18 protein-coding genes and 1 riboswitch are annotated in these 23,624 nt (G+C 40.4%); all 18 genes read left to right on the top strand.

Translation table 11 applies throughout. The features are described from left to right. Positions 1-117 precede the first annotated feature (117 nt). Positions 118-4,479, top strand: a complete 4,362-nt coding sequence (locus J4Q03_RS08290) for a CusA/CzcA family heavy metal efflux RND transporter (protein ID WP_426047723.1) — start codon at positions 118-120, stop codon at positions 4,477-4,479. A 1-nt stretch (position 4,480) separates the two neighbouring features. Next, positions 4,481-5,740, top strand: coding sequence for an efflux RND transporter periplasmic adaptor subunit (locus J4Q03_RS08285; RefSeq protein WP_426047722.1), 1,260 nt, complete (start codon positions 4,481-4,483; stop codon positions 5,738-5,740). 131 nt (positions 5,741-5,871) lie between these two features. After that, positions 5,872-6,753 (top strand): bestrophin family protein, encoded by an 882-nt coding sequence (locus tag J4Q03_RS08280; protein WP_426047721.1) that lies wholly within the window; start codon positions 5,872-5,874, stop codon positions 6,751-6,753. Between the two features lie 22 nt (positions 6,754-6,775). After that, a complete protein-coding gene (locus J4Q03_RS08275; protein WP_426047720.1) occupies positions 6,776-7,672 on the top strand; it encodes a cation diffusion facilitator family transporter in 897 nt (298 codons plus the stop codon). A gap of 15 nt (positions 7,673-7,687) precedes the next feature. Beyond that, a complete protein-coding gene (locus tag J4Q03_RS08270) occupies positions 7,688-8,107 on the top strand; it encodes a Fur family transcriptional regulator (protein WP_426047719.1) in 420 nt (139 codons plus the stop codon). 44 nt (positions 8,108-8,151) lie between these two features. Continuing rightward, entirely contained in the window at positions 8,152-10,116 is a 1,965-nt protein-coding gene (locus J4Q03_RS08265) for a heavy metal translocating P-type ATPase (RefSeq protein WP_426047718.1), read from the top strand. A gap of 436 nt (positions 10,117-10,552) precedes the next feature. Further along, the gene (locus tag J4Q03_RS08260) at positions 10,553-10,915 is read left to right on the top strand and encodes a hypothetical protein (protein ID WP_426047717.1); all 363 of its coding nucleotides are present in this window, start codon (positions 10,553-10,555) and stop codon (positions 10,913-10,915) included. 151 nt (positions 10,916-11,066) lie between these two features. Then, entirely contained in the window at positions 11,067-11,342 is a 276-nt protein-coding gene (locus J4Q03_RS08255) for a YHS domain-containing protein (RefSeq protein ID WP_426047716.1), read from the top strand. Beyond that, a complete protein-coding gene (locus J4Q03_RS08250; RefSeq protein ID WP_426047715.1) occupies positions 11,329-12,012 on the top strand; it encodes an SCO family protein in 684 nt (227 codons plus the stop codon). The genes J4Q03_RS08255 and J4Q03_RS08250 overlap by 14 nt, the downstream gene beginning before the upstream one ends. A 180-nt stretch (positions 12,013-12,192) precedes the next feature. Beyond that, on the top strand, positions 12,193-12,867 hold the full coding sequence (locus tag J4Q03_RS08245) for a superoxide dismutase (RefSeq protein ID WP_426047714.1): 675 nt from the start codon (positions 12,193-12,195) through the stop codon (positions 12,865-12,867). A gap of 2 nt (positions 12,868-12,869) precedes the next feature. After that, positions 12,870-13,238, top strand: a complete 369-nt coding sequence (locus J4Q03_RS08240; protein WP_426047713.1) for a hypothetical protein — start codon at positions 12,870-12,872, stop codon at positions 13,236-13,238. Between the two features lie 251 nt (positions 13,239-13,489). Next, positions 13,490-14,317: an MbnP family protein gene (locus J4Q03_RS08235; RefSeq protein WP_426047712.1), complete on the top strand. Its 828-nt coding sequence runs from the start codon at positions 13,490-13,492 to the stop codon at positions 14,315-14,317. Between the two features lie 16 nt (positions 14,318-14,333). Next, the gene (locus tag J4Q03_RS08230; RefSeq protein ID WP_426047711.1) at positions 14,334-15,356 is read left to right on the top strand and encodes a cytochrome-c peroxidase; all 1,023 of its coding nucleotides are present in this window, start codon (positions 14,334-14,336) and stop codon (positions 15,354-15,356) included. Between the two features lie 11 nt (positions 15,357-15,367). Further along, complete coding sequence (locus J4Q03_RS08225) at positions 15,368-16,309, top strand: transporter (RefSeq protein ID WP_426047710.1); 942 nt, start codon at positions 15,368-15,370, stop codon at positions 16,307-16,309. 200 nt (positions 16,310-16,509) lie between these two features. Further along, positions 16,510-16,695, top strand: a riboswitch (cobalamin riboswitch). Positions 16,696-16,804: 109 nt separating this feature from the next. Continuing rightward, positions 16,805-18,835, top strand: a complete 2,031-nt coding sequence (locus J4Q03_RS08220; protein WP_426047709.1) for a TonB-dependent receptor plug domain-containing protein — start codon at positions 16,805-16,807, stop codon at positions 18,833-18,835. After that, positions 18,832-19,965 (top strand): YncE family protein, encoded by a 1,134-nt coding sequence (locus J4Q03_RS08215; protein ID WP_426047708.1) that lies wholly within the window; start codon positions 18,832-18,834, stop codon positions 19,963-19,965. The genes J4Q03_RS08220 and J4Q03_RS08215 overlap by 4 nt, the downstream gene beginning before the upstream one ends. A gap of 11 nt (positions 19,966-19,976) precedes the next feature. Further along, positions 19,977-21,185 (top strand): cell surface protein, encoded by a 1,209-nt coding sequence (locus J4Q03_RS08210; protein WP_426047707.1) that lies wholly within the window; start codon positions 19,977-19,979, stop codon positions 21,183-21,185. A 37-nt stretch (positions 21,186-21,222) separates the two neighbouring features. Next, positions 21,223-23,514 carry a DUF5074 domain-containing protein gene (locus J4Q03_RS08205; protein WP_426047706.1) on the top strand — a complete coding sequence of 764 codons (2,292 nt, stop codon included), beginning with the start codon at positions 21,223-21,225 and terminating at the stop codon, positions 23,512-23,514. The last annotated feature ends 110 nt before the right edge of the window (positions 23,515-23,624 follow it).

Here is a 23,624-nt window from a genome sequence, read left to right as displayed (position 1 = left end):
AAGTTACGCTTTCTATCTATTGAACTTTGCAATACTATTGCAGAGGTCTTCGTGATATTTTTGCAACGGCAGTAATGCCGTATGCACTTATTACCAATAAAAAATTAAATACAGATCGTGTTAGATAAAATTATAAAATTCAGTATCAAAAACAAGGTAGTTGTTGGTATCATGACCCTGCTTCTTATTATCTGGGGAGTGTGGAGTGCAACAAAACTGCCTATAGATGCGGTGCCTGATATTACCAACAATCAGGTACAGATCATCACCGCATGCCCTACACTGGCAGGCCAGGAAGTAGAGCAGCTGGTTACCTTTCCTATAGAGCAGAGTATTGCCAATGTTCCGGATATCCAGGAAACCAGAAGTATTTCAAGGTTCGGACTTTCCGTAATTACTGTAGTGTTCAAAGAAAATGTAGATGTTTATTTTGCCAGACAGCTGATCAATGAACAGCTGAAGCTGGCTGTTGAAGAAATCCCCAAGGGAGTGGGGACTCCCGAGCTTGCGCCTGTAAGTACCGGACTGGGGGAGGTTTATCAGTATATTCTCCATCCTAAAAAAGGCAGCGAAAAGAAATATTCTGCCAAAGAACTCCGTACCATGCAGGACTGGATTGTCCGAAGACAGCTGAACGGAACACCGGGTGTTGCGGAAATCAACAGTTTCGGCGGAGAATTAAAACAATATGAAGTCGGTGTGAATCCAGACCGTTTGAAAGCAATGGGGGTAAGCATTACCGATATTTTTACAGCCCTGGAAAAGAATAACCAGAATACCGGCGGAGCCTATATAGACAAAAAACCGAATGCCTATTTTATCCGGGGAATCGGTTTTGTGACCTCACTGGAGGACATTAAAAATATTTCGGTTAAAAATGAAACCGGAAGCGTTCCGATTTTTATAAAAGATGTTGCAGATGTGCGTCTTGGAAGCGCTGTGCGTTACGGAGCATTGACCTACAACGGAAAAGTAGATGCCGTAGGAGGTGTCGTCATGATGCTGAAAGGAGCCAACAGCAACGAAGTTGTCAGTCGTATTAAAGCTAAAATTCCAACCATTCAGAAATCTCTTCCCGATGATGTGGTGATAGAGCCATTCTTAGACAGAACAGACCTCGTTGGAAGAGCGATCAATACCGTAGAAAAAAATCTTATTGAAGGTGCTCTGATCGTTATTTTCGTTCTGGTGGTTTTCCTTGGAAATCTTAGGGCAGGACTTATTGTGGCTTCTGCCATTCCATTGTCACTCCTTTTTGCGTTGGGAATGATGAATGTTTTTGGAGTCAGTGCCAATTTAATGAGCCTTGGAGCCATAGATTTCGGATTGATTGTAGATGGTGCTGTGATCATTGTTGAAGCCACTTTACATCATTTAGGCTTAAGGAAATCCGTAAGAAATCTTACCCAAAGTGAAATGGACGAGGAGGTTTTCCTTTCTGCATCCAAGATCAGAAGTAGTGCCGCTTTCGGGGAAATTATTATCCTTATCGTTTATATACCGATCCTTACATTGGCCGGAGTAGAAGGGAAAATGTTTACGCCAATGGCCAAAACAGTGGGATTTGCCATTTTAGGAGCATTGATCCTTTCACTGACCTATATTCCAATGATGAGTGCTTTGTTCCTGTCTAAAAAGATTTCACATAAAGAAACTTTTTCTGATAAGATGATGAACTTCCTGCAGAAGATTTATCAGCCCATGCTGCGGAAAGCGGTTAAAGTTAAATACATCATTGTGTCAGCCACGATTTTTATTTTTGTCATCAGCGCTTTTATTTTCAAAAATATGGGTGGCGAATTTATTCCCCAGCTGCAGGAAGGAGATTATGCATTTCACTGTATCCTGCCGCAGGGAAGCTCACTCAGTCAGAGTATTGAGACCTCCATGCAGGCTTCACGAATTATCAAACAGTTCGATGAGGTAAAAATGGTCGTCGGGAAAACCGGTTCCGCGGAGGTCCCTACCGATCCTATGCCTCCTGAAGCCACTGATTTGATTGTTGTTTTAAAACCACAAAAAGAATGGAAATCAAAAAAATCCTATACAGAACTGGCCGATGAGATCAGCGAAAAACTAGAAACCATTCCCGGTGTTTTTTTTGAAAAGAACCAGCCGATTCAGATGCGTTTTAATGAACTGATGACGGGGATAAGACAGGATGTTGCCGTTAAGATTTTCGGTGAAAATCTGGATTCTCTGTCTATTTATGCAGATAAAGTAGGAAAGATCATTCAGACCGTTGACGGTGCAACGCCTCCCCAGATTGAAAGAATAAGCGGACTTCCCCAAATCAATGTAGAATACGACAGAACGAGAATGGCCAACTACGGGTTAAATATAGAAGACGTAAACAACGCCGTAAGTACCGCCTTTGCAGGAAAAGCAGCCGGTCAGGTTTTTGAAAACGAAAGACGTTTCGACCTTGTAGTCCGGCTCGACAGTCTTCACAGGACCAATATCGATGATGTGAATAATTTAATGATTGCAACAGGTACAGGAACGCAGATTCCGCTTTCCCAGGTAGCCAATGTCAGCTATAAACTGGGACCGGCACAGATCAGCCGTGAAGAAGGGAAAAGAAGGATTGTGATCGGTTTTAATGTAAAAGATCGTGATGTACAAAGTGTAGTAAAAGATATTCAGGTCAAACTGGATCAGCAGATCAGGCTGCCTTCCGGATATTATTTTACCTATGGTGGTCAGTTTGAAAATCTGCAGGAAGCCAGCAAGCGTCTCATGATTGCTGTTCCGGTTTCCCTGTTTCTCATTTTCATGCTGCTGTATTTCACTTTCCACTCATTTAAGCAGGCTGCATTGATCTTTACAGCGATTCCGATGAGTGCTATCGGAGGTGTATTTGCCCTTCTTTTAAGAGACATGCCTTTCAGTATCAGTGCCGGAATCGGATTCATCGCTCTTTTTGGAGTCGCAGTTCTTAACGGGATTGTTTTGATCGGAACCTTTAACCAACTGGAAAAAGATGGCGAGACGGATGTACTGAAAAGAGTATATGAAGGAACAAAAACCAGATTAAGACCCGTTCTGATGACCGCAACGGTAGCTTCATTGGGATTTCTGCCGATGGCGATTTCTACAGGAGCGGGAGCTGAGGTACAGAAACCTTTGGCAACCGTAGTCATCGGAGGATTGGTAACCGCTACATTCTTAACCTTATTTGTTCTGCCGATGCTCTATATTATTTTTAATTCAAAGATTCCACGAAAGATGAATACAATTAAGCCAATCACGACCGTTATTGTTATTGGTTTTCTCATGTTCGGACAGACGTTCAAAGCGCAGACCAGACAGCTTTCCGTAGATCAGGCAGTAGAAATGGCTGCCGAAAATAATTTGATTTTAAAATCAAAAGATTTCAATATAAAATCTGTAGAAGCATTAAAAGGAACAGCAAAAGAACTTCCCAAATTGAATTTTGAAGCCCAGCTTGGACAGTATAACAGTCCGAAATTCGACCAGTCGTTTGCCATTTCGCAGAGCATTCCTTTCCCCACGCTGTTTAAGGCAAAGAGAGAATTGATCACTGAAAACATAAAAAGCCGGCAGATCGATAAAGAAGTTTCGACGAATGAACTGACTAAACAGGTAAGAACATATTATTATCAGATTGAATATCTTCAGTATAATAAATTTAAGCTGAAAGATCTTGACAGCCTTTACCAGGATTTTATCAGAATTGCAACGGTAAGATTTAAAGCCGGAGATATCAAAAAGATTGAGATTAATACAGCAGAAACCCAGAAAGGAGAGATCAGTCTGCTGCTGAAACAGAATGAGGTGTATTTAGACAATGCTTATAAAAATTTAAAAACATTATTGAATACTTCCGAAGATTTTGAAGTGCCGCTCAAAAGTGATTACGGGCCTTTGAGAACAGAAAATATCCTTGACAGTTCATCTGTCGCTAATAATCCTACGGTAAAAGCTTTCTATAATGAAATGGAGATCGCTGAAAAGAATAAAAATGTGGAGAAATCACAGGGACTTCCTGAATTCAGCCTTGGCCTGACGAGCCAGTCGCTGATAGGTTTTCATACCAAAAACGGACAGGAGAAATTTTATAATGCAGGAGACCGTTTCAATTCTTTCTCTGTAGGTGTTGCTATTCCGTTGACGTTTGGAGCAACAAAAGCAAGAATGCAGTCTATGGAGTATGAAAAACTGGCCGCTGAAACCAATGCAAAGATGAAGCAAAATCAGCTTTCGGCACAGCTCGAAAATGCTTTTGCACAGTATGAGCAGGACCTACAGCAGTATGAATATTATGTAAGTCAGGCCATCCCGAACGCGGAAAAAATTGTTAAAGCAGCTCAGTTAGGCTATAAAACAGGAGAAATATCGTATGTAGAATATCTTTTTGCTCTGCAGACCGCCACCAATATTCAGTTGAAGTATTTAGAATCCATTCAGCAGGTCAACCAATCTGTAGTTACCATTAATTCAATCATCAATAAATAACATGAAAATAAAACACAATATCATATATCTGACCGTCACGGCAGTTTTACTTTTAAGCTGCGGAAAAAAAGAAACGCAGGCAGAAAGCCCTGAAGTAAAAACTGAAAAAGCTGAAGCCGGTCATGAAGAAGCACCTCAGACTATTGCTTCATTAACCGAGGAACAGATCAAATCCGTCGGGATATCTTTAGGTCCTGTCGAAATGAAAGAACTGACTTCCACTGTCAAAGCAAACGGTCTTCTGAGAGTTCCGAATAATAATAAAGCCACGATCACTTCTCTGTACGGCGGAGTAATCAAAACCCTGAATGTACAGGTAGGAAGCATTGTAAAGAAAGGACAGGTGATCGCAACCATCGCGAATCCTGAATTTATCCGGTTACAGGAAGAATACCTGACGACGAACAGCAGAATTACCTATGCAGAGCAGGAATACAGAAGACAACGCGAGCTTTTTGATAACGATGCAGGCGCAAAGAAAAACCTGCAGAGCTCAGATGCAGAGCTTAAAACCCTGAGAACAAAAAAAGCTTCCCTTCTGAGACAGCTTCAGATGATGGGAATCAGTCCGGGGAAAGTAAATAATGGGAATATGAGATCAGGATTGGTGATTACCGCGCCGATCAGTGGAACGGTCAGCAGTATTTCGGCACAGATCGGAAGCTATGTAGATGTTTCATCACCTGTAGCGGAGGTTATCGACAATAATTCTATCCATCTTGATCTGCAGGTTTTTGAAAAAGATCTTCCTAAAATGAGAGTAGGGCAGATTGTGCATTTCAAGCTGACGAATAATCCTGAAATTGAATATGATGCCATGGTGTACAGTGTAGGATCTTCTTTTGAAAACGAGAGCAAAACTGTTTCAGTACACGGCACAGTAACCGGAAATAAAGCAGGCCTCATCGACGGAATGAACATCACCGGAATTGTAAGCCTGGATAAAAATACAACGCCTGCCGTTCCCAACGAAGCCATTGTAGAGGCAGACGGGAAATACTATATCTTTATCCGTACAGATAAAAAACAGGAGGAGCACGAAGGAGAATCCGGAGATGGCCACAAAGAAGAAAAAGGAGAACCTTCCCAACATAAAAAAACCTTGAATTTTGAAAAAGTAGAAGTGATAAAAGGAACATCAGATATGGGCTATACAGCAATTACGCCTGTTAAAGGAATTCCTGCTGATGCGAGAATTGTAGTGAAAGGAGCCTTTTTCGTTAATGCCAAGCTCTCCAATTCCGGCGGGCATGAGCATTAAAATAAGGAAATGATCATCGATTTATAGAAACAGGCCGGAAGAACTACCGATTTTTATGCCTAAATTAGAGGTGTTTACGGTACATTTTCAGATCCAGAATACAATAAACATTCTAATACATCATTCAGGTTATGCTGTTAAACAAGAAAATATCCATCTGGTATTTCATCCGTGAAATAAAAACTCAGATCCTGTATATGGGAATATTTGCCGTGTCCATAGGATTATTAGACCTTCTCCCATGGTTCCGGAAGATCTCACTTCCCCTTAATATTCCAGCTCTTTTGGGAACGGCGGTTTCATTGCTGCTGGCATTCCGTACCTCTCAATCTTACGAAAGATGGTGGGAAGCCAGAACCGTCTGGGGTGCGATAGTAAATGATTCCAGAACCCTAATGAGATTGGTCATCCAGTTTTTCCCGGCAGGAGAAGAAAAGGTTATCAAGGAATTTGCAGAAAGACAGATCATCTGGACCTATGCGCTTGGTGAATCTCTGAGGAAGCAACCTTTTTCAGACCGAGTTCAGAGCTATCTGAATAAACATCAGATCAAAGCGGCCAATGTTCCAAATGCAATTCTTGATGCACATTCCCAGCAGCTCAGAGATATTGCTTCTTCGAAAGGCTTAACAGACTTTCAGCAGATGCAGGTGAATGACATCATCACCAGACTCTGCGACAGTATGGGAAAATGTGAAAGACTTAAGAATACAGTTTTTCCAAGGTCTTACAGTATTCTGCTGCATACTTTGATCTATGTTTTTGCCGCTATCCTTCCTTTTGGACTGGATGATGAGCAGCTGGCTGTTGAAATCATCATGACGTTTCTTATTCCGGTCATGTTTCTTGCGATCGAAAAAACATCCATTATCATGCAGGATCCTTTTGAAAACGGACCTGTAGATACGCCTGTGACCGCATTGGCACAGACCATTGAGATCAATATTAAGCAGATGACAGGAGATCAGAATGTTCCTGCTAAAAAAGATAATTCTTTGTATTACGAAATGTGATCAACTAAAATTTCAGAAAAACATGGAAGAAATAAAAACACAGACAGTTTCACCCGCAAGCAGGCATAAAAAGAATTTACTTATTGTCCTGGTGTTAAGCGGAACTTATATGATCGCTGAGGTGATTGGCGGTGTTATAACCCAAAGTCTTGCCCTGATGGCAGATGCTGCACATATGCTGACCGACGTTGTAGGCTTATTTTTGGCATTAATTGCCATCAAAATAGGAGAGCGAAAGGCCGATGCTTCTAAGACATTCGGGTATTACCGGACAGAGATATTGGCAGCCGTAATCAATGCTGTGATATTACTGGGTATTTCCCTTTATGTACTGTACGAAGCATATCAAAGGTTTCAGAACCCTCCGGCAGTTCAGAGTAAAACAATGCTGATTGTCGCAGGAATAGGGCTCGTAATCAATATCATCGGAATGATGATCCTGAGAAAAGATTCAGAAGGAAGCCTGAATATGAAAGGCGCTTATTTTGAAGTGCTTTCTGATATGCTTACCTCTATTGGAGTAATGATTGCGGGAGTGATTATGCTGACAACGGGTTGGTATTATGCAGATCCAATAATTTCAGCAGCTATCGGTCTTTTGATCTTTCCAAGAACCTGGCGTTTGCTGAAAGAAGCAGTTAATGTATTACTGGAAGGCACACCCAAAGACGTAGATATTCACCAGCTGCGAAAATCACTGGAGAAAATTCCCGGAGTGAAAGATGTTCATGATCTTCATGTATGGTCGTTGACATCCAGTGTAAATGCCATGAGTGCACACATCGTCAGAGATAACGGAACGGCTCAGAATCAATTACTGAAAACCTTAACGGAAGTTACTACCGCGAATTTTAAGATCAGTCATACCACTTTTCAGATTGAAGAAGAGGGATATGAAGAACAGGAAGTACATCTTTAAAAATTAATTGCAGAAATGAAAAAAGATATAGAAACCAAACTTATCGATAAAAATACCAAACCTACCAGCATGCGGATTCTGGTGTATGATTTTTTGAGTACCCAGGAAGCGGCGCTGTCTCTTTCGGAAGTGGAAAATCATTTTGATAATGCAGACAGGACGACCATTTACCGGACCCTGAAAACGTTTGAAGAAAAAGGAATTGTCCACAGCATACAGGAAAATGCCACCACCAAATATAAATTATGTGATGACGAATGCGACGAGAAAACCCACAAAGACTGGCACCTGCATTTTTACTGCAAAATATGCAAGCAGACGACCTGCAGAGAAGATATTTCATTTCCTGAAAATATACAGACCCATTTCAGAATAGATGAAATAAGACTTTTTGCCAAAGGAATCTGCGAAAACTGTCTTGAAAGTTTGCAATAGTATTGCATTCGGTATAACCTTAATTTTACATCAAAATAGTATTTATGGAAGAATGTTGCAGTACAAAACCCAAAAAGAAAAAACAGCATACACATGATCATTCAGAAGGAGACGGGCATGATCATTCTCATGATACAGGAGACAAAACACCTTTCCAGATGTTTCTTCCTGCCATTATCTCTTTTCTGCTGTTGCTGATAGGAATAGCGTTGGATAATTATATAAAAACAGAATGGTTTACAGGCTGGGTACGCTTAGCCTGGTATCTGGCAGCCTATATCCCTGTGGGACTTCCTGTTTTAAAGGAAGCTTACGAAAGTATCGTTCACGGAGATGTCTTTTCTGAATTTTTCCTGATGGGAATCGCCACAGTAGGAGCATTTGCAATCGGGGAATATCCCGAGGGTGTTGCCGTAATGCTTTTCTATTCCGTAGGAGAAGTATTCCAGGGAATGGCGGTTTCAAGAGCCAAAGGAAACATCAAAGCATTGCTGGACCAGCGGCCTGATGAGGTGACGATCATTGAAGGAAGCCAGCCAAAAACCATTAAAGCCAAAGAAACCAAGATAGGAGACATCATCCAATTGAAGCCAGGAGAAAAACTGGCTCTAGATGGTGAACTGATCACAGAATCAGCTTCATTCAATACCGCAGCGCTCACAGGAGAAAGTAAACCTGATACTAAAGCGAAAGGGGAAACCGTACTGGCTGGGATGATCAATATGAACAGCATTGCTCTTGTCAAAGTGAATACCGCTTACGAAGACAGCAAGCTGAGTAAAATTCTGGAACTGGTTCAGAATGCCACCGCACAGAAAGCCCCAACCGAATTATTCATCAGAAAATTTGCAAAAGTATACACGCCGATTGTCGTATTCCTGGCCATAGGAATCTGTCTTCTGCCTTATTTCTTCGTCAGTGATTATCAGTTCAGAGACTGGTTGTACAGAGCCCTGATCTTCCTGGTGATCTCATGTCCCTGTGCACTGGTGATCTCCATTCCGCTGGGGTATTTTGGAGGAATCGGAGCTGCGAGCAGAAACGGGATCTTATTTAAAGGAAGTAATTTCCTGGACAGTATCGCAGAAATTCAGAATGTGGTGATGGATAAAACCGGAACTATGACGGAGGGCGTATTCAAAGTACAGGAAGTAAACATTCAGCCTGGATTCAATAAAGAAGAGATTTTGAAGCTGGTCAATGCCCTGGAAAGCAAAAGTACACACCCTGTAGCCACAGCAATCCATAATTATGCAGGCGAAATAGATCATTCTCTTCCCCTGGAAAATGTGGAAGAAATTGCAGGACATGGCTTAAAAGCTTCCGTTAATGGAAAAGAATTGCTGGCTGGTAATTTTAAGCTGATGGATAAATTCAATATCAGTTACGATACTAATCACTCCAATATAGTCTACACGCTTATTGCCATAGCTTATGATAAAAAGTTTGCAGGCTACATCACCATTGCAGACACTATAAAAAATGATGCCAAAGAAACCGTTGACAGCCTGCACAGAATGGGCATAAAAGCAACCATGCTCAGCGGTGATAAAAGTACCGTTGTCAAATATGTGGCAGACCAACTGGGCATCGACAGTGCTTTTGGAGATCTCTTACCAGAAGACAAAGTGAATAAAGTAAAAGAGATTAAAGCGAAAAACCAAACTGTTGCCTTTGTAGGTGATGGTGTGAATGATGCTCCTGTAGTGGCGCTCAGCGATGTAGGAATTGCCATGGGAGGACTCGGAAGCGACGCCACGATTGAAACCGCAGATGTCGTTATCCAGGATGATAAACCGAGTAAAATTCCTATGGCCATCAATATAGGTAAACAGACCAAAAAGATCGTATGGCAGAATATTGTTTTAGCCTTTGCCGTAAAAGCAGTTGTTTTAGCGCTTGGAGCCGGAGGGCTGGCAACCATGTGGGAAGCCGTATTCGCAGATGTAGGAGTAGCGATGCTGGCTATTTTAAATGCAGTGAGGATCCAAAGAATGAAGTTTAATTAGGAGTAAGATTGCAGCTGGCAGGGTGGCAGGTTGTAGGTGTAGGACAATAGGTTTTAAAGTTACTACATTAAGCTGCAAATTATCAGCGTTATAAAATTTTATCGGAGATAAAATCTTTGCGCCTTAAAAACACCCTTTTATAATACCTTCACGTCTTTGCGATTAAAAGCACTACATCATCCATTTAAAAATAAAAACACTCAAACCTTATAGATTTCCAGAATCTATAAGGTTTTTCTATACGCAAAAAGGATGTGCAAAATCACCATAATCCGCGAGAGGAAAACTATTACAACTACAAGAAACCTTATTTTCCCTAATCCCTAATCCCTAATCCCTAATCCCTAATCCCTAATCTAAAAATAATCAATGACATTCATCATAAATAATACATAAACCCAATTTGAATAGTATATTTGTACAACAGAACTGATTATTGAGACTTTTTATTTCCATATTCATCATTTTTACCATCGCATTACGCCCTGTTTTGCCTTTGGTGAACTATGCCGTGAACTATGATTATATTGTAAAAAATCTCTGTGAAAACAGGAATATTCCTCAGTCTACGTGTAAAGGGAAATGTTATGTCAGCAAAGAACTGGCTAAAACAGAAAAGCAGTCCAATAATTCCCAGATTATCAAAATATCTGTTCTGGATGTTTTTGTTTTCCATGATATCCTTTCATTTTTAAGGCAGAAAGAATCTGACCCCGAAGGTGAGGCTATCCATTCAGATTATACTGTTGATCATACTTCAGAATATTTTTCCAGAATATTCCATCCTCCTTTAGCTTAATTTCAACTATTCTTTTAGTTTTCTCAAGTGTCTTCGCTTTTTATGCTTCATATTGCTTTTAAAAGCAGTGAGCAGTAAAAACGGCGATTAACTTTGTATTAAGAGATAATTCACACATTCATCATACTATCAATTTCAATTTATCATTAAAATGAAATCAAAAATTATTTTAACTGCATTATTGTCAGTTTCATTATTGGCCTGTGGCCAGGAAACTCCTAAAGTGAAGCATAAAAAAAGTACAGCCTCTTCAAAATCGGGTGTTAAGAAAGTAAGATTTGCCAATGCAGAAGATCCCATCTGTCATATGAAAACAGAAGATGACATGAAAGATACTGCAGTTTATAAAAATAAAACGTACGGTTTTTGCAGTAGCTACTGTAAGGATGAGTTCAAAAAAAATCCTGAAAAATATGTCCAAAACTAAAAAGGAAACTCCCGGCATAAAAAGAAAGGTCATTATTCCGATTGCGATTTTCGCTCTTTTATTTCTGGGAATAGGCGTAGGAATGGGGTATTTCAAGAAGAACCTGTATACCGTAATGAAGGTTCCCGATTTTGAACTCACCGACCAGAATAATAAAAAAATCACCAGTAAAGATATGCTGGGAAAAGTATATCTGGTAGAGTTTTTCTTTAGCCGGTGCCCCACGATATGCCCTGTGATGAACCGTAATATGAGGTTTATCGAAGATGAGATAAACAGCCCGGAATTCGGGATCATATCAATAAGTATTGATCCTGAAAATGATACTCCTGCTGCATTGAAAGAACATGCCAAAAGCGTAGGAGCCAAATCTCCGGACTGGCATTTTCTGACCGGGAACAGAGATTATATCGGGAAACTGGCAGACCAGTTCAATATTTATGTAGGAGATAAGGAAGACGACAGCGAAAGCCTTAACCACAGCGGAATGATCGCTCTGGTAGATAAAGAAGGAAATATCCGCTGCAGATACAATAAAGACAATATGCCGATCCTGTATTATTCAGGATTGAATTATGAAGATCCGGAAGGAAGGACCCCGAAACTTACCGGGAAGTATCACCCAGACCGGGAAATATTGATCGAGGATATTAAGAAATTATTGAAATAGAGTAGGGGAAGGAAGATGGAAGAATGAAGCTGGAGGTTATAATGATGAATGATGAATGAAGCTATGAATTAAATGAAGTAGTAACAGAGAAGAACAGTACCCTCAGACAGAAATGACTTCCATCATCCTGCTTCCCTTCTATAAATAAAAAATATTGTTAAACCATAAAAACAAAACGTTATGAAGATTTTGAAAGTAGCAGCTTTAAGTGCCGTATTTGCCGCACAGTTCGCTTTTGCGCAGTTTAAGCAGACACCGCTTCCGTATGCATACAATGCACTGGAAGGCTCAGTAGATGCCCAGACGATGGAAATTCACTATTCCAAGCATGCCGCAGCGTATGTTGCTAATTTAAATAAAGCAATTGCAGGAACGCCGCAGGAAAAACAAACGCTTTTCCAGATTCTTTCCAGTGTTTCCAAACTGACTCCGGCGGTAAGAAACAATGCTGGTGGACATTACAACCACGAGCTTTTCTGGACCGTTCTTACGCCTGTAAAAAATACACAGCCTTCTGAAAAACTGACTAAAGCGATTATGGAAACTTTCGGAAGTATGGATGCCTTCAAAGAAAAAATCAGCAAGGCAGGTGCAGACCGTTTCGGTTCAGGATGGGCATGGCTTTCTGTGGATAAAAACGGGAAACTATTCGTTTCTTCTACAGCTAACCAGGATAATCCTCTGATGGATGTTGTGGAAGAAAAAGGAACTCCGATCTTAGGAATCGATGTTTGGGAACACGCTTATTACCTGAAATATCAGAACAAGAGAGCAGACTATCTTACCGCGATCTGGAATGTGCTGAACTGGAAAGAAGTAAGCAAAAGATATGATGAAGCCTTAAGCAAGAAATAAAGATGAACTTAATTTGCAGCATATTCCTTACTCTTTATATGGTGTTCAGGCCTCTGATCCCATTGATGGAGTATGCTGTAAATTATGATTATATCTCTACCGTTCTCTGCATCAACAAAAGCAAGCCGGAGCTTCACTGTAACGGAAAATGCTATGTCAGCAAAGAACTGGCAAAAACGAATGACTCCGATTCTTCGCCTTTAAACAAAACAAAAAGTTCAGGACAGAAAGTTCTGGATATCTGTACACTTCCTGAAATTACAGGAATCCAGAAAACAGAGAAGCTTCTTCATCAAAATTTCAATTTTCTTTATGAAACAGCCTATTCTTTTCTGTTTCTGAAACCTATTTTCAAACCACCGGTTTTTTAAGTTCAAATTTTAATCATTACAAAACCACAAAGAACATAAAGACTTTTTTTAATCAATGTGATACATCTTATTTTAAGGGTAGTATGTAAAATAGGAGATTTTTAAAACTTATGTGTTCTTCTATGCAGTTTTTCACTACACTTTAAATAACTGAAGTGTCAAAAAACTTTTGTGCCTTTTGTGTTAAAAAAATGAATGGTCACCCATTCAAATGCATTTCTATTCATAAAATTTAACTTAAAAAATCAAAAATGAAAATTTTAAAATTTTTATCATTATTCCTTATTGCATTTAATGTATTCACATTGTCATCATGCCAAAACAGCGATGATAACGATCCACAGGATACTTCTACAGGGAACCTTCAGATCAAATTTGAAAACGGATTCAATAACCTTGGGAATATCGTACTCAACCAAACGGTACAGACTTCAGCTGCCGGGCAGAAGCATAACTTCTCAGCCGTAAAATATATCATCAGTAACATCACCTTGATTGATGAAGGCGGAAATGAATTCAAATACAATGAAAACAATCCGGACAAAGGCGCCTTCATCGTAGATCAGGCAGATGCAGTTGCAGGAGTTGTTTATCTCAATCTGAACGGAATACCAAAAAACAATTACAAAAAAGTAAAATTCGGACTTGGGATCAGTCAGAAGGCTTACCTGTTGGGACAGAACGGCCAGGCAGAATTCTGGACAAAAGCCAAACAGAAAGGAATGTCGTGGTCATGGGCAGCCGGTTATGTCTTTGTAAAGCTGGAGGGGAAATATGGAACAGCTTCCGCAGATACAGAATTCATGAATCATACGGGAAATATGGGAAATGTAACGGCTAATAATACTCCGGATCTTTACCGGGAAATTACGTTGAACCTTCCTACAACAGCCAGAGTAACGACTCAGATAAGACCCTCCATCCACATTCTTGCAGATCTTAATCAGTTTCTCAGTGGTAGTAAAACGCTTTCCCTCACTACAGAAAACAATATGATGATGGGCTCAAGCCAGCATTTGGTGGATGTTACGAATAACCTTACGGTAATGTTTAAAGTAGACCACGTTCACAATGATTAGGATTTTATTAAAAACAATGCTGCTAATCATTGCTTTTCTGAACTGTTTTTCATGTTCAGATGAGGTAATCCTGCCGCTGGAAAAAGATGAGGTCTATTCATTGCAGTTTCCATCTTACTTTCCTGAAATGACGTTCGATGCATCCGGCAATCCGGTGACTAAAAATGGAGTAGAGCTGGGGCGAAATTTATTTTATGAAGGAAGGCTTTCCAGAAATAATACCATATCATGCGGCTTTTGCCATATTCAGGAAAATGCTTTTACCCACCATGGTCATACCGTGAGCCACGGAGTTGATGACAGGATCGGAATCCGGAATGCACCACCTATTCAGAATATGGCATTTCTGAAAAGGTATATGTGGGATGGTGTGATCCATAATCTGAACGAACAGCCCATCATTCCGATCTCGGACGTGAATGAAATGGACAGTTCGATACCTGAGGTGATTTCTAAATTGAAGGATGATCAGAAATATAAAAAACTTTTCATGGCAGCGTATGGTGACGACAATATAACCGGTGAGAGAATACTGAAAGCTTTATCGCAGTTTATGGTAAGCATGATCTCTGCAGATTCGAAATATGACAGAGCTAAGCAGGGAAAAGAAAAGTTCACCTCTGAAGAATCTCAGGGAATGGCTCTTTTTGGCCAGAAATGTGCCTCGTGTCACAGCGGAGAATTATTTACAGATGAGAGTTTCAGGAATACAGGAATGTATTATAATACCCAGTTCAAAGATGCGGGACGTCATCGCGTAACCCTTGATCAAACTGACTGGATGAAGTTCCGTGTTCCAAGTCTCAGAAATGTAGAATTTACCGCACCTTATATGCACGACGGAAGATTTTACACCTTGGAAGCGGTCCTGAATTTCTATTCAGATAATGTGGAGGATAACCCTAATCTCGATCCGCAGCTGAAACAAAACGGACATGTCGGAATAGCGATGAACACCCAGGAAAAGCAGTTGATCATCGCCTTTTTGAAAACCTTATCCGATAAAAGCTTTATTTCTAATCCAAAATTTGCAGAATGATCATGATGAACATGAATAAAATAATCTTTATCCTCAGCTTGGCATTATCATTTATATGCCATGCTGAAACAGTTAACGACAGTATGTATATTGCAGAGGATGTTAACAGAGTCGTACTGGATGACTGTGATGCTTGCGGCTGTGCAGCAGGCAACGGTTCTTCCGGTTTTGAGTCTTTGCTGAATCCTCAGTTTATTGGGCTCAAATATTTTGCCCAGCATTATAAAGCCAAAGAAAACCTTTTTGTAAAAGACCTCACCCAGGATCAGTACTTCAATACCCTGCAGGTATGGGGAAAAATTCCATTGACGGAAAAATTATCGGTATATGCCAGCCTGCCATTCCATTTTCATGAGAAAAAAACAATGCAGGGCCATATCAATATTCATGGCCTCGGAGATCTGAACCTGATGGGAATTTACCGGATCATCAGTTCCAAAGATAATTTTCATCAGTTCAATGGTGGCTTGGGAATAAAAATTCCTTTAGGAAAATTTGACGAAAAAGGAGTTTCCGGTGTCAATCCAAGTTTTCAATTGGGAACGGGAAGCTGGGATTATCAGGCTGCCTTGAACTATAAATTTCAAAAGAATAAACTGGCTGTACTGGTCAATACAGATTATACAGTAAAAACCGAAAATAAAAAGAATTACCGTTTCGGAAACCAATGGAATTATGCAGCGACAGGTTTTTACCAGCTTGTGGCCAATGAAAAAACTATTTTCTCTGCCAAAGCCGGACTTCAGGGCGAAGTGTATGATAAAAACAAACAGTTTGATGAGGTTTTGCCGAACACGGCAGGAAGTGCATTATATGGAAAGCTCGGTTTTGAAGCTTCCTATAAAAGATTCAGTCTGGGCGGTGAAGTCATGCTGCCTGCTTATTCCAATCTGGCGGGAGGCGACATTGAAGCAAAATCCAGATTCAGTATTTTTATCAATTTTGGAATTTAATATCATGGTGGCTTCGAGAGCCTCAGCCACCAAATACAGTTTATTGCAATAGAAATAATTGTTTATTTCATTATATTTTCTAAAAAAAAGGTGGCTGAGGTTCTCGAAGCCACCTTTTTCATATATTTTAACTGTCTGCTGTTTTTCATAGTGTTGAGAATTAATTTATTATGCCGTTATTGCATATATTAAGTTATTTTCTATCTTTGCCGGAATCTGGTGCGCTGTAAAAAGCACTTAAAAGGGAACCCGGTGAAAATCCGGGACAGACCCGCTGCTGTAAGCTCCACATCAAAGTTTTTGAAAAGTATATCCACTGTTTTTTTAATGGGAAGGATTTCAAAAACGGAGTAAGTCAGAAGACCTGCCAGAAGATCAACGTTTGATGCTTTCGTGGAATAAAGCTTAGGACAACAACGATTCTGTGCAGTAACGGCTGCGCTTTATCTTTGCTATCTTATATCCATTAGCGTCAGCATTATTCTCAATGAGCTAATGGTCAGAAAATGTACTGCTTCCCAGTTTAAAAAAAGTGTTATTGCATTATTTGTGATGACATCTCAACTTATATTTTCACAATCCGGAGACACCATCAGGGAGAAAACCATTCTTCCTATCCAGCTTTACAAAAAAGATTTTAAAGAAATTCTTCCTGCACAGGTACTTTCCGGGGAACAGCTTGAGAGGCTGAACAGCCAGTCGGTAGCTGATGCTTTACGGTATTTTTCGGGAGTTCAGATCAAAGACTATGGCGGAATGGGCGGTCTGAAAACAGTTAATATCCGGAGTATGGGAAGCCAGCACGTAGGCGTTTTCTATGACGGTATTCAGTTGGGAAATGTTCAGAACGGAATCGTGGATCTTGGAAAATTTTCACTGGATGATCTTGAAGCTATTTCATTATATAATGGCCAGAAAAGTGAAATTTTCCAGCCTGCAAAGGATTTCGGATCTGCCGGATCTGTTTATCTTCAGCCTAAAACCCCTGTTTTTAAAGGAGATCAGAAAACCAATTTAATGCTTAAGCTGAAATTAGGTTCCATCAGTTTGTTTAATCCTTCCTTCCGCCTGGAACAGAAGCTTTCCGATAGAGTTTCGGCAAGTTTCAGTTCGGAATTTGTACAGAGTGACGGACTGTATAAGTTTAAATATGAAAAGAAAAACTCTGACGGATCTGTTGCCAATGATACCATTGCGAGAAGGTATGATTCCTATATCCGTGCCAAACGTTTTGAAACTGCTTTAAACGGGACAATTAATGATGGAAGCTGGAGTGTACGCGGTTATGGCTATATTTCAGATCGTGGAGTTCCCACGGCCATTGTTAATAATAATTTCAAGCCTAAAGGCCAGCAGATGCTGGATGAAAACTACTTTGTTCAGGCCAGTTTCCGCAAAAAGCTGTTTCCAAAATTTGAAACGCAACTGAAAGCTAAATTTGCCTATGACTATACCCGGTTTTTAGATACAGTGGATATAGCAAATACAGCTCTGCCAATAGATAATTCTTATGTTCAGAGGGAACTCTATTTTTCCAATTCCAATATATATTCTATTAATCAAAACTGGGATGTAAGTGCAAGCTTTGATTTTCAGTATAATAATCTCAATGCCAGTCTGAGGGATTTTTCATATCCCACACGCTATACTTCTCTCGTTTCTTTTGCCACAACCTATCAGTGGAGCCGGTTTAAATTTTTAGGAAGCGTTCTCGGAACTTTTGTGCATGAAGATGTGAAAATGAATTCAAAATCTCCTGATAAAACCGAATGGACTCCTTCCGCTTTCCTGAGCTATCAGCCCTTTGAATCAAAAGATTTCACCGTCCGGGCTTTCTACAAAAGGGTGTTCAGAATGCCTACTTTCAATGATCTGTATTATACAATGATCGGGAATGTGATGCTGAAACCGGAATACACGAATCAGTACGATGCCGGTTTTACCTACCAGAAACTCTATGATCATAAAGTTTTTAAAGGAATCTATGTGAAAGTGGATGGTTATTATAATGAAGTTGAAAACAAGATTATCGCTGTTCCTACCACCAATCTTTTCAGATGGATGATGGTGAATTTAGGTGAAGTGAAAATTATGGGTGCTGACGTAAATGTTCAGGCTGAATTTGATATTAATAAATTGAAACTGAAACCTTTGGTAAGCTATACTTATCAGCGTGCCGGAGACTATACTGATAAAAGCGATGATTATTTCGGTGACCAGATTTCCTATGTGCCATGGCATGCCCTGACCTTTACCATGATGGCAGACTATAAAGACTGGAGTTTCAATTACAGCTTTATGTACACCGGAGAACGTTATGACGCGCAGCTGAATAATATCAAAGCTAATTATCTTCAGCCGTGGTACACCCATGATTTATCCGTTCAGAAAAAATTCAACTGGTATTCTCACCAGATTAAAGCCGGTTTTGAGGTCAATAACGTGCTTAATCAATACTATGATGTGGTCAGGAATTATCCGATGCCCGGAAGAAATTTTAAACTTATTGTAAGCTTTACATTATGAAAAAAATCAACTTTTGCCTGCTGGCTTTTACTCTTTTCTTTCTGTTCTCATGCCGGACAGATGACCATGTGGTTCCCTCGGAGACAAAGGAGGTAAGTAACGGAGAAGATACACCCATTAAAGGTTTTTATCTTCTGAATGAAGGAAATATGGGCAGCAATAAATGTACACTCGATTATTTCGATTATGCTACAGGAACGTACCGCAAGAATATTTACGGAGAAATCAATCCGAATGTGGTAAAAGAGCTTGGTGATGTAGGAAATCATATCATGATCTACGGAAGCAAAATGTATGTGGTCGTAAATGTTTCCAATAAAATTGAAGTACTGGAGGCCAAAACGGCCAAACGGATCAAGACCATACCGCTGCAGAACTGCCGTTATCTGGCTTTTAAAGGCAATAAAGTCTATGCCAGCAGCTATGCCGGCCCCGTTGAGCTGAATCCGAACTCACCACCGGGAAAAGTGGTGGAAATTGATACCACATCGCTCAACATCGAAAGACAGGTTGTGGTTGGATATCAGCCTGAGGAAATAGAGGTAATGGGAGATCAACTTTTTGTAGCTAATTCCGGAGGATATAGGTTCCCGAATTATGATAAAACCGTTTCCGTTATTGATCTGAATAGCTTTACACAAATCAAAAAAATTGATGTAGCCATTAACCTTCACCGTATTAAAAAGGACAATTACGGAGATTTATATGTGAGTTCAAGAGGAGATTACTACAATATTCCATCCAGTCTTTTCCTTGTAGATGCTGCGACCGGAACAGTGAAAAAAGACTTTCACGTTGCTGTGAGTGGAATGACGATCGTGAATGACAAGCTTTATTACTATGGCAATGAATTTAATTACAATACCCATACTTACGTCAAAACCTTCGGAATCATCGATGTAAAAACTGAGCAGATCATTTCCAATAAAATTATTGACCAGCCATATGTTGATGAAATCAAGGCTCCGTACGGAATTGCTGTAAATCCTTATACAGAAGATGTCTATCTGGCGGATGCAAAAAATTATGTGACCACCGGATATGTATACTGCTTCGACAAGACCGGAAAATTCAAGTGGAAAACTGAAGGTGGAAATATCCCGGCTCATTTTGCTTTTTTATATAAATAATCAGATCAAAAATGGAAAGAAAAACTAAACATATTTTAAGAACGGTACTTCTATCTTCGGTTCTGCTGGGAACAGCAGCCTGTAAAAGTGATAGTGAAGAGGTCGTGGAAGAAGTGACTTTTCCTGCGGAAGCTCTTAAGGAATCCTATACTGTTGACCGGCTGAAACTGTTGAATATAGATCCTAAAATAGAAGGAAAGCTGACATGGAGCATCAATGATTCTGTTATTTCTGATCAGCTGCAGCTGGATTTTGTAAGTCCTCTTGTGAAAACTTATCCTTTGACCTTAAAAGTGGAAGTAAAAGGAGCCGTGAAAATCTATAAATCGACGATTATTGTTAATCAAGAGCTTGCACCTTACAGTAAATATATTTCAGAGGTCTTTGAATTCCGCCCGGCTGTAGGTCAGTTCATGAATGAGATCCCGGAATATACGAACGGAAATACCGAGACAGATATGATTAAAAAAGCAAAAGAATCATTGGTCGGAGAGAATTCTAGCATGATTACGCTTGGCGGATTCGGGGGGTATGTTGCTTTTGGATTTGATCATACGATTCCCAATCTTGAGGGAAGAGATTTTAAAATTCTCGGCAATGCATTCTGGGGAAATAATGCCGGCACAACCAGGTCAGGATCTTGCGAACCCGGAATTATTATGGTGGGTTACGATAAAAACAAGAATGGCAGACCCGATGAAGGGGAATGGTACGAAATTGCCGGCAGCGAATATTTTAAAAATACAACTACTAAAAATTACAGCATAACCTACTTCAAACCCAATGAAAACAACCCCCCCGTTCCCGGAAGTGAGTTTTGGCAGACTGATGTGGAGTACATCAAATGGCAGGATATTAATGGGAATTCAGGATTTAAAACTAAAAATACCTTCCATGCACAAAGCTATTATCCTTTATGGCTCCCAAATACTTCTTACAGCCTGACGGGAACCAGACTTAAGGATAATTTTCACGACCAGAGCGGAACGGGGGCTTATTGGGTAGGAACATCTTACGAGTACGGATATGCAGACAACGCTCCGAATAATGATGAAGCTTCAAACATCGACATTTCCTGGGCTGTGGACAAAAACGGAAAATATGTAAAGCTTCCGGGTATCGATTTTATTAAGGTGTACACGGGAGTCAATCAGGAGGCTGGATGGCTGGGGGAAGTTTCCACAGAAGTAGCGGGAGCCTATGATCTGCATCTCAATTAAAACTACAGATAACAAAATTTAATAAATAGAGTTCAAAATGAAAAAGTTTTACCTTTTGACCATGCTCTTTATATTTGCGTTCTTTACAAATGCGCAGGTAAAAGTGCAGGGCGTGCCCCGAAATGATATTCAGGGCAACAGCAACCAGCTGAATACAACCGTAACCAACAGTATTAATTTCTCTGATATCCAGTATTGGGTGGGGAGCGGAACCAATAAAGCCGCTTTTGTTGTACAATGGAATGACAGCAAAAATCCTGACGCTTTGGTATGGGGATTCCGATGGAACGGCAATGCTACCGGAGAAGACATGATGAAAGCCATTGCACAGGCCGATCACCGGTTTTTCACATTGCTTTATCCGGGGACACAATTCGGAACAGCCATCGGAGGAATGGGTTTTGATTTGAACGGGCAGAATACCAACGCACTTTATAAAAACGGAAATACTACCTCTCCTTTTTACCCTGTAAATGGGACTGTAAGTACAGGTGCATATGATTTCGATGATTTTACTGCTGCAGATGCCGGAGATCATTGGGGATCAGGGTGGTACAATAGCTACTGGTCTTATTGGGTAAAAGATCCTACGGATGCTGATTTTGGATATTCAGGGGTAGGAGCTTCTTCCCGTGTGCTACAGAACGGTTCCTGGGATGTGTGGAATTTTAGCCCGGGACTGGCTTCTTTTCCTATTTCTTCAACGTTGACGCCGGTATCTGCTTATGCCGCTTCTGCTGCTTCTGCTTCTGCCAATTTTACGGACGGCTTCTTTATGGTGAATGAAGAATGGTTCGGCCATACCAACGGGTCTGTAAATTTCATCGGTAATAACGGACAGATCAATTACCGTGTCTATAGCAATGCGAATAACAACCATGCTTTTGGAGCTACAACCCAGTATGGAACGATCTATGGGGATAAATTCTATTTTATCTCAAAACAGGCAGCAGACGGAGGAGATACACAATATACTCCTGGCGGAAGGCTGGTAGTCGCGAATGCACAAACGATGCAGAAAATTGCAGGATTTAATAATATCGGTGGTGGTGACGGAAGATCATTTGTAGGAGTTAATGAAAATAAAGGATATATCGGAGCCTCTAACGGAATTTATATATTTGACATTGCGAATTTACAGGTTGGAAGTGTGATTACCGGAACAGGCGGCGGCGGTCAGTATGCCGGGCAGATTGGAAATATGATCCGCTCTTCCAAATATGTATTTGCCGTGAAGCAGTCTGCCGGAATTTTAGTGATTGACCCTGCAACTGATACTTTGATCAGTACAATCCCTGGAGCCTATCATTCTATTGTTCAGGCGAAAGACGGAAGCATCTGGGCAATCCAGGATCAGAAGGTGGTAAATATTCATCCGACTACTTTCGTTACTACTTCATATACCATTCCAACCACTAAATATTTAGGGTCTTGGGGAGCCTGGAATGCCGGAAGCTTTTCAGCGAGCAGCAAGCAGAATGTTTTATACTGGATCAATTCAGTTAACAGTTTTGTTTCAGGAACACAGATTGTTAAGTTTGATGTTACAACAAAGACATTTAACGAAAGCTTTGCAGCAGTTCCCGGCCAGACAGGTACTTATAAGCAGATCCCTTACGGGGCGGGACTTCGTGTGAATCCAACCACTGATGAATTGATTCTGAATACTACTGAAAGTGGTTTTGGCGCGCATTATCAGAAAAACTGGATCCATACTATTAATGTTAACGGAACCATTACCAATACAAAGACACTTAATGATTATTACTGGTTCCCGGCTATGGCTGTATTCCCGGATAATACACTTCCTGCCGTAAGCAGTACTTTCCCGTCACAGGTTAACGTAAGCAATGCATCTGTGATTGATCTGAAGACAGTGGTTTCTGACGAGGATAACCTTTCCTCAGCAATTGTAAAATCAATTAAATCCAATTCGAATCCGGCGGCTGTTTCTGCTGTCATTAATACTAATGATGAGCTTGTATTAACTCCGCTTGCTCCGGGAACGGCTGATATTAAGATCAGCTTTAATTCAAATGGAAAAGTAATTGAAAAAATACTTACTGTCAACAGTGCAACTTCTACCTTGGCTACGGCAGAAGTGAAGAAAATAGAATTCAGTATTTATCCGAATCCTGTGACAGATATTCTGACTCTTAAAACCCAGGAGAAGATCCTAAATGTTACCATTTATGATGCTTCCGGAAAATCAGTAAATGCACAGCTTAACAACGGCCAGATCAATGTAAGTATGCTTCCGAACGGAGTATATATCCTGAAGGCTGTAACTGATAAAGCAATGTACCAGCAGAAGCTGATCAAAAAATAACCATCACAGTCTATATATTTCAATGAACAGGCGGCCCAAATGGGCCGCCTGTTTTTTGCTTTAAGGCAGAGTAAAAGAGAATCGGGCTGGCTAAAAGCCAGCCCGCTTCT

It is taken from the genome of Chryseobacterium sp. NFX27 (assembly GCF_049887855.1).
GTDB lineage: Bacteria > Bacteroidota > Bacteroidia > Flavobacteriales > Weeksellaceae > Chryseobacterium.
The sequence above is the reverse complement of the archived record's forward strand: the minus strand, read 5'-3'. Positions and strand labels throughout refer to the sequence as shown.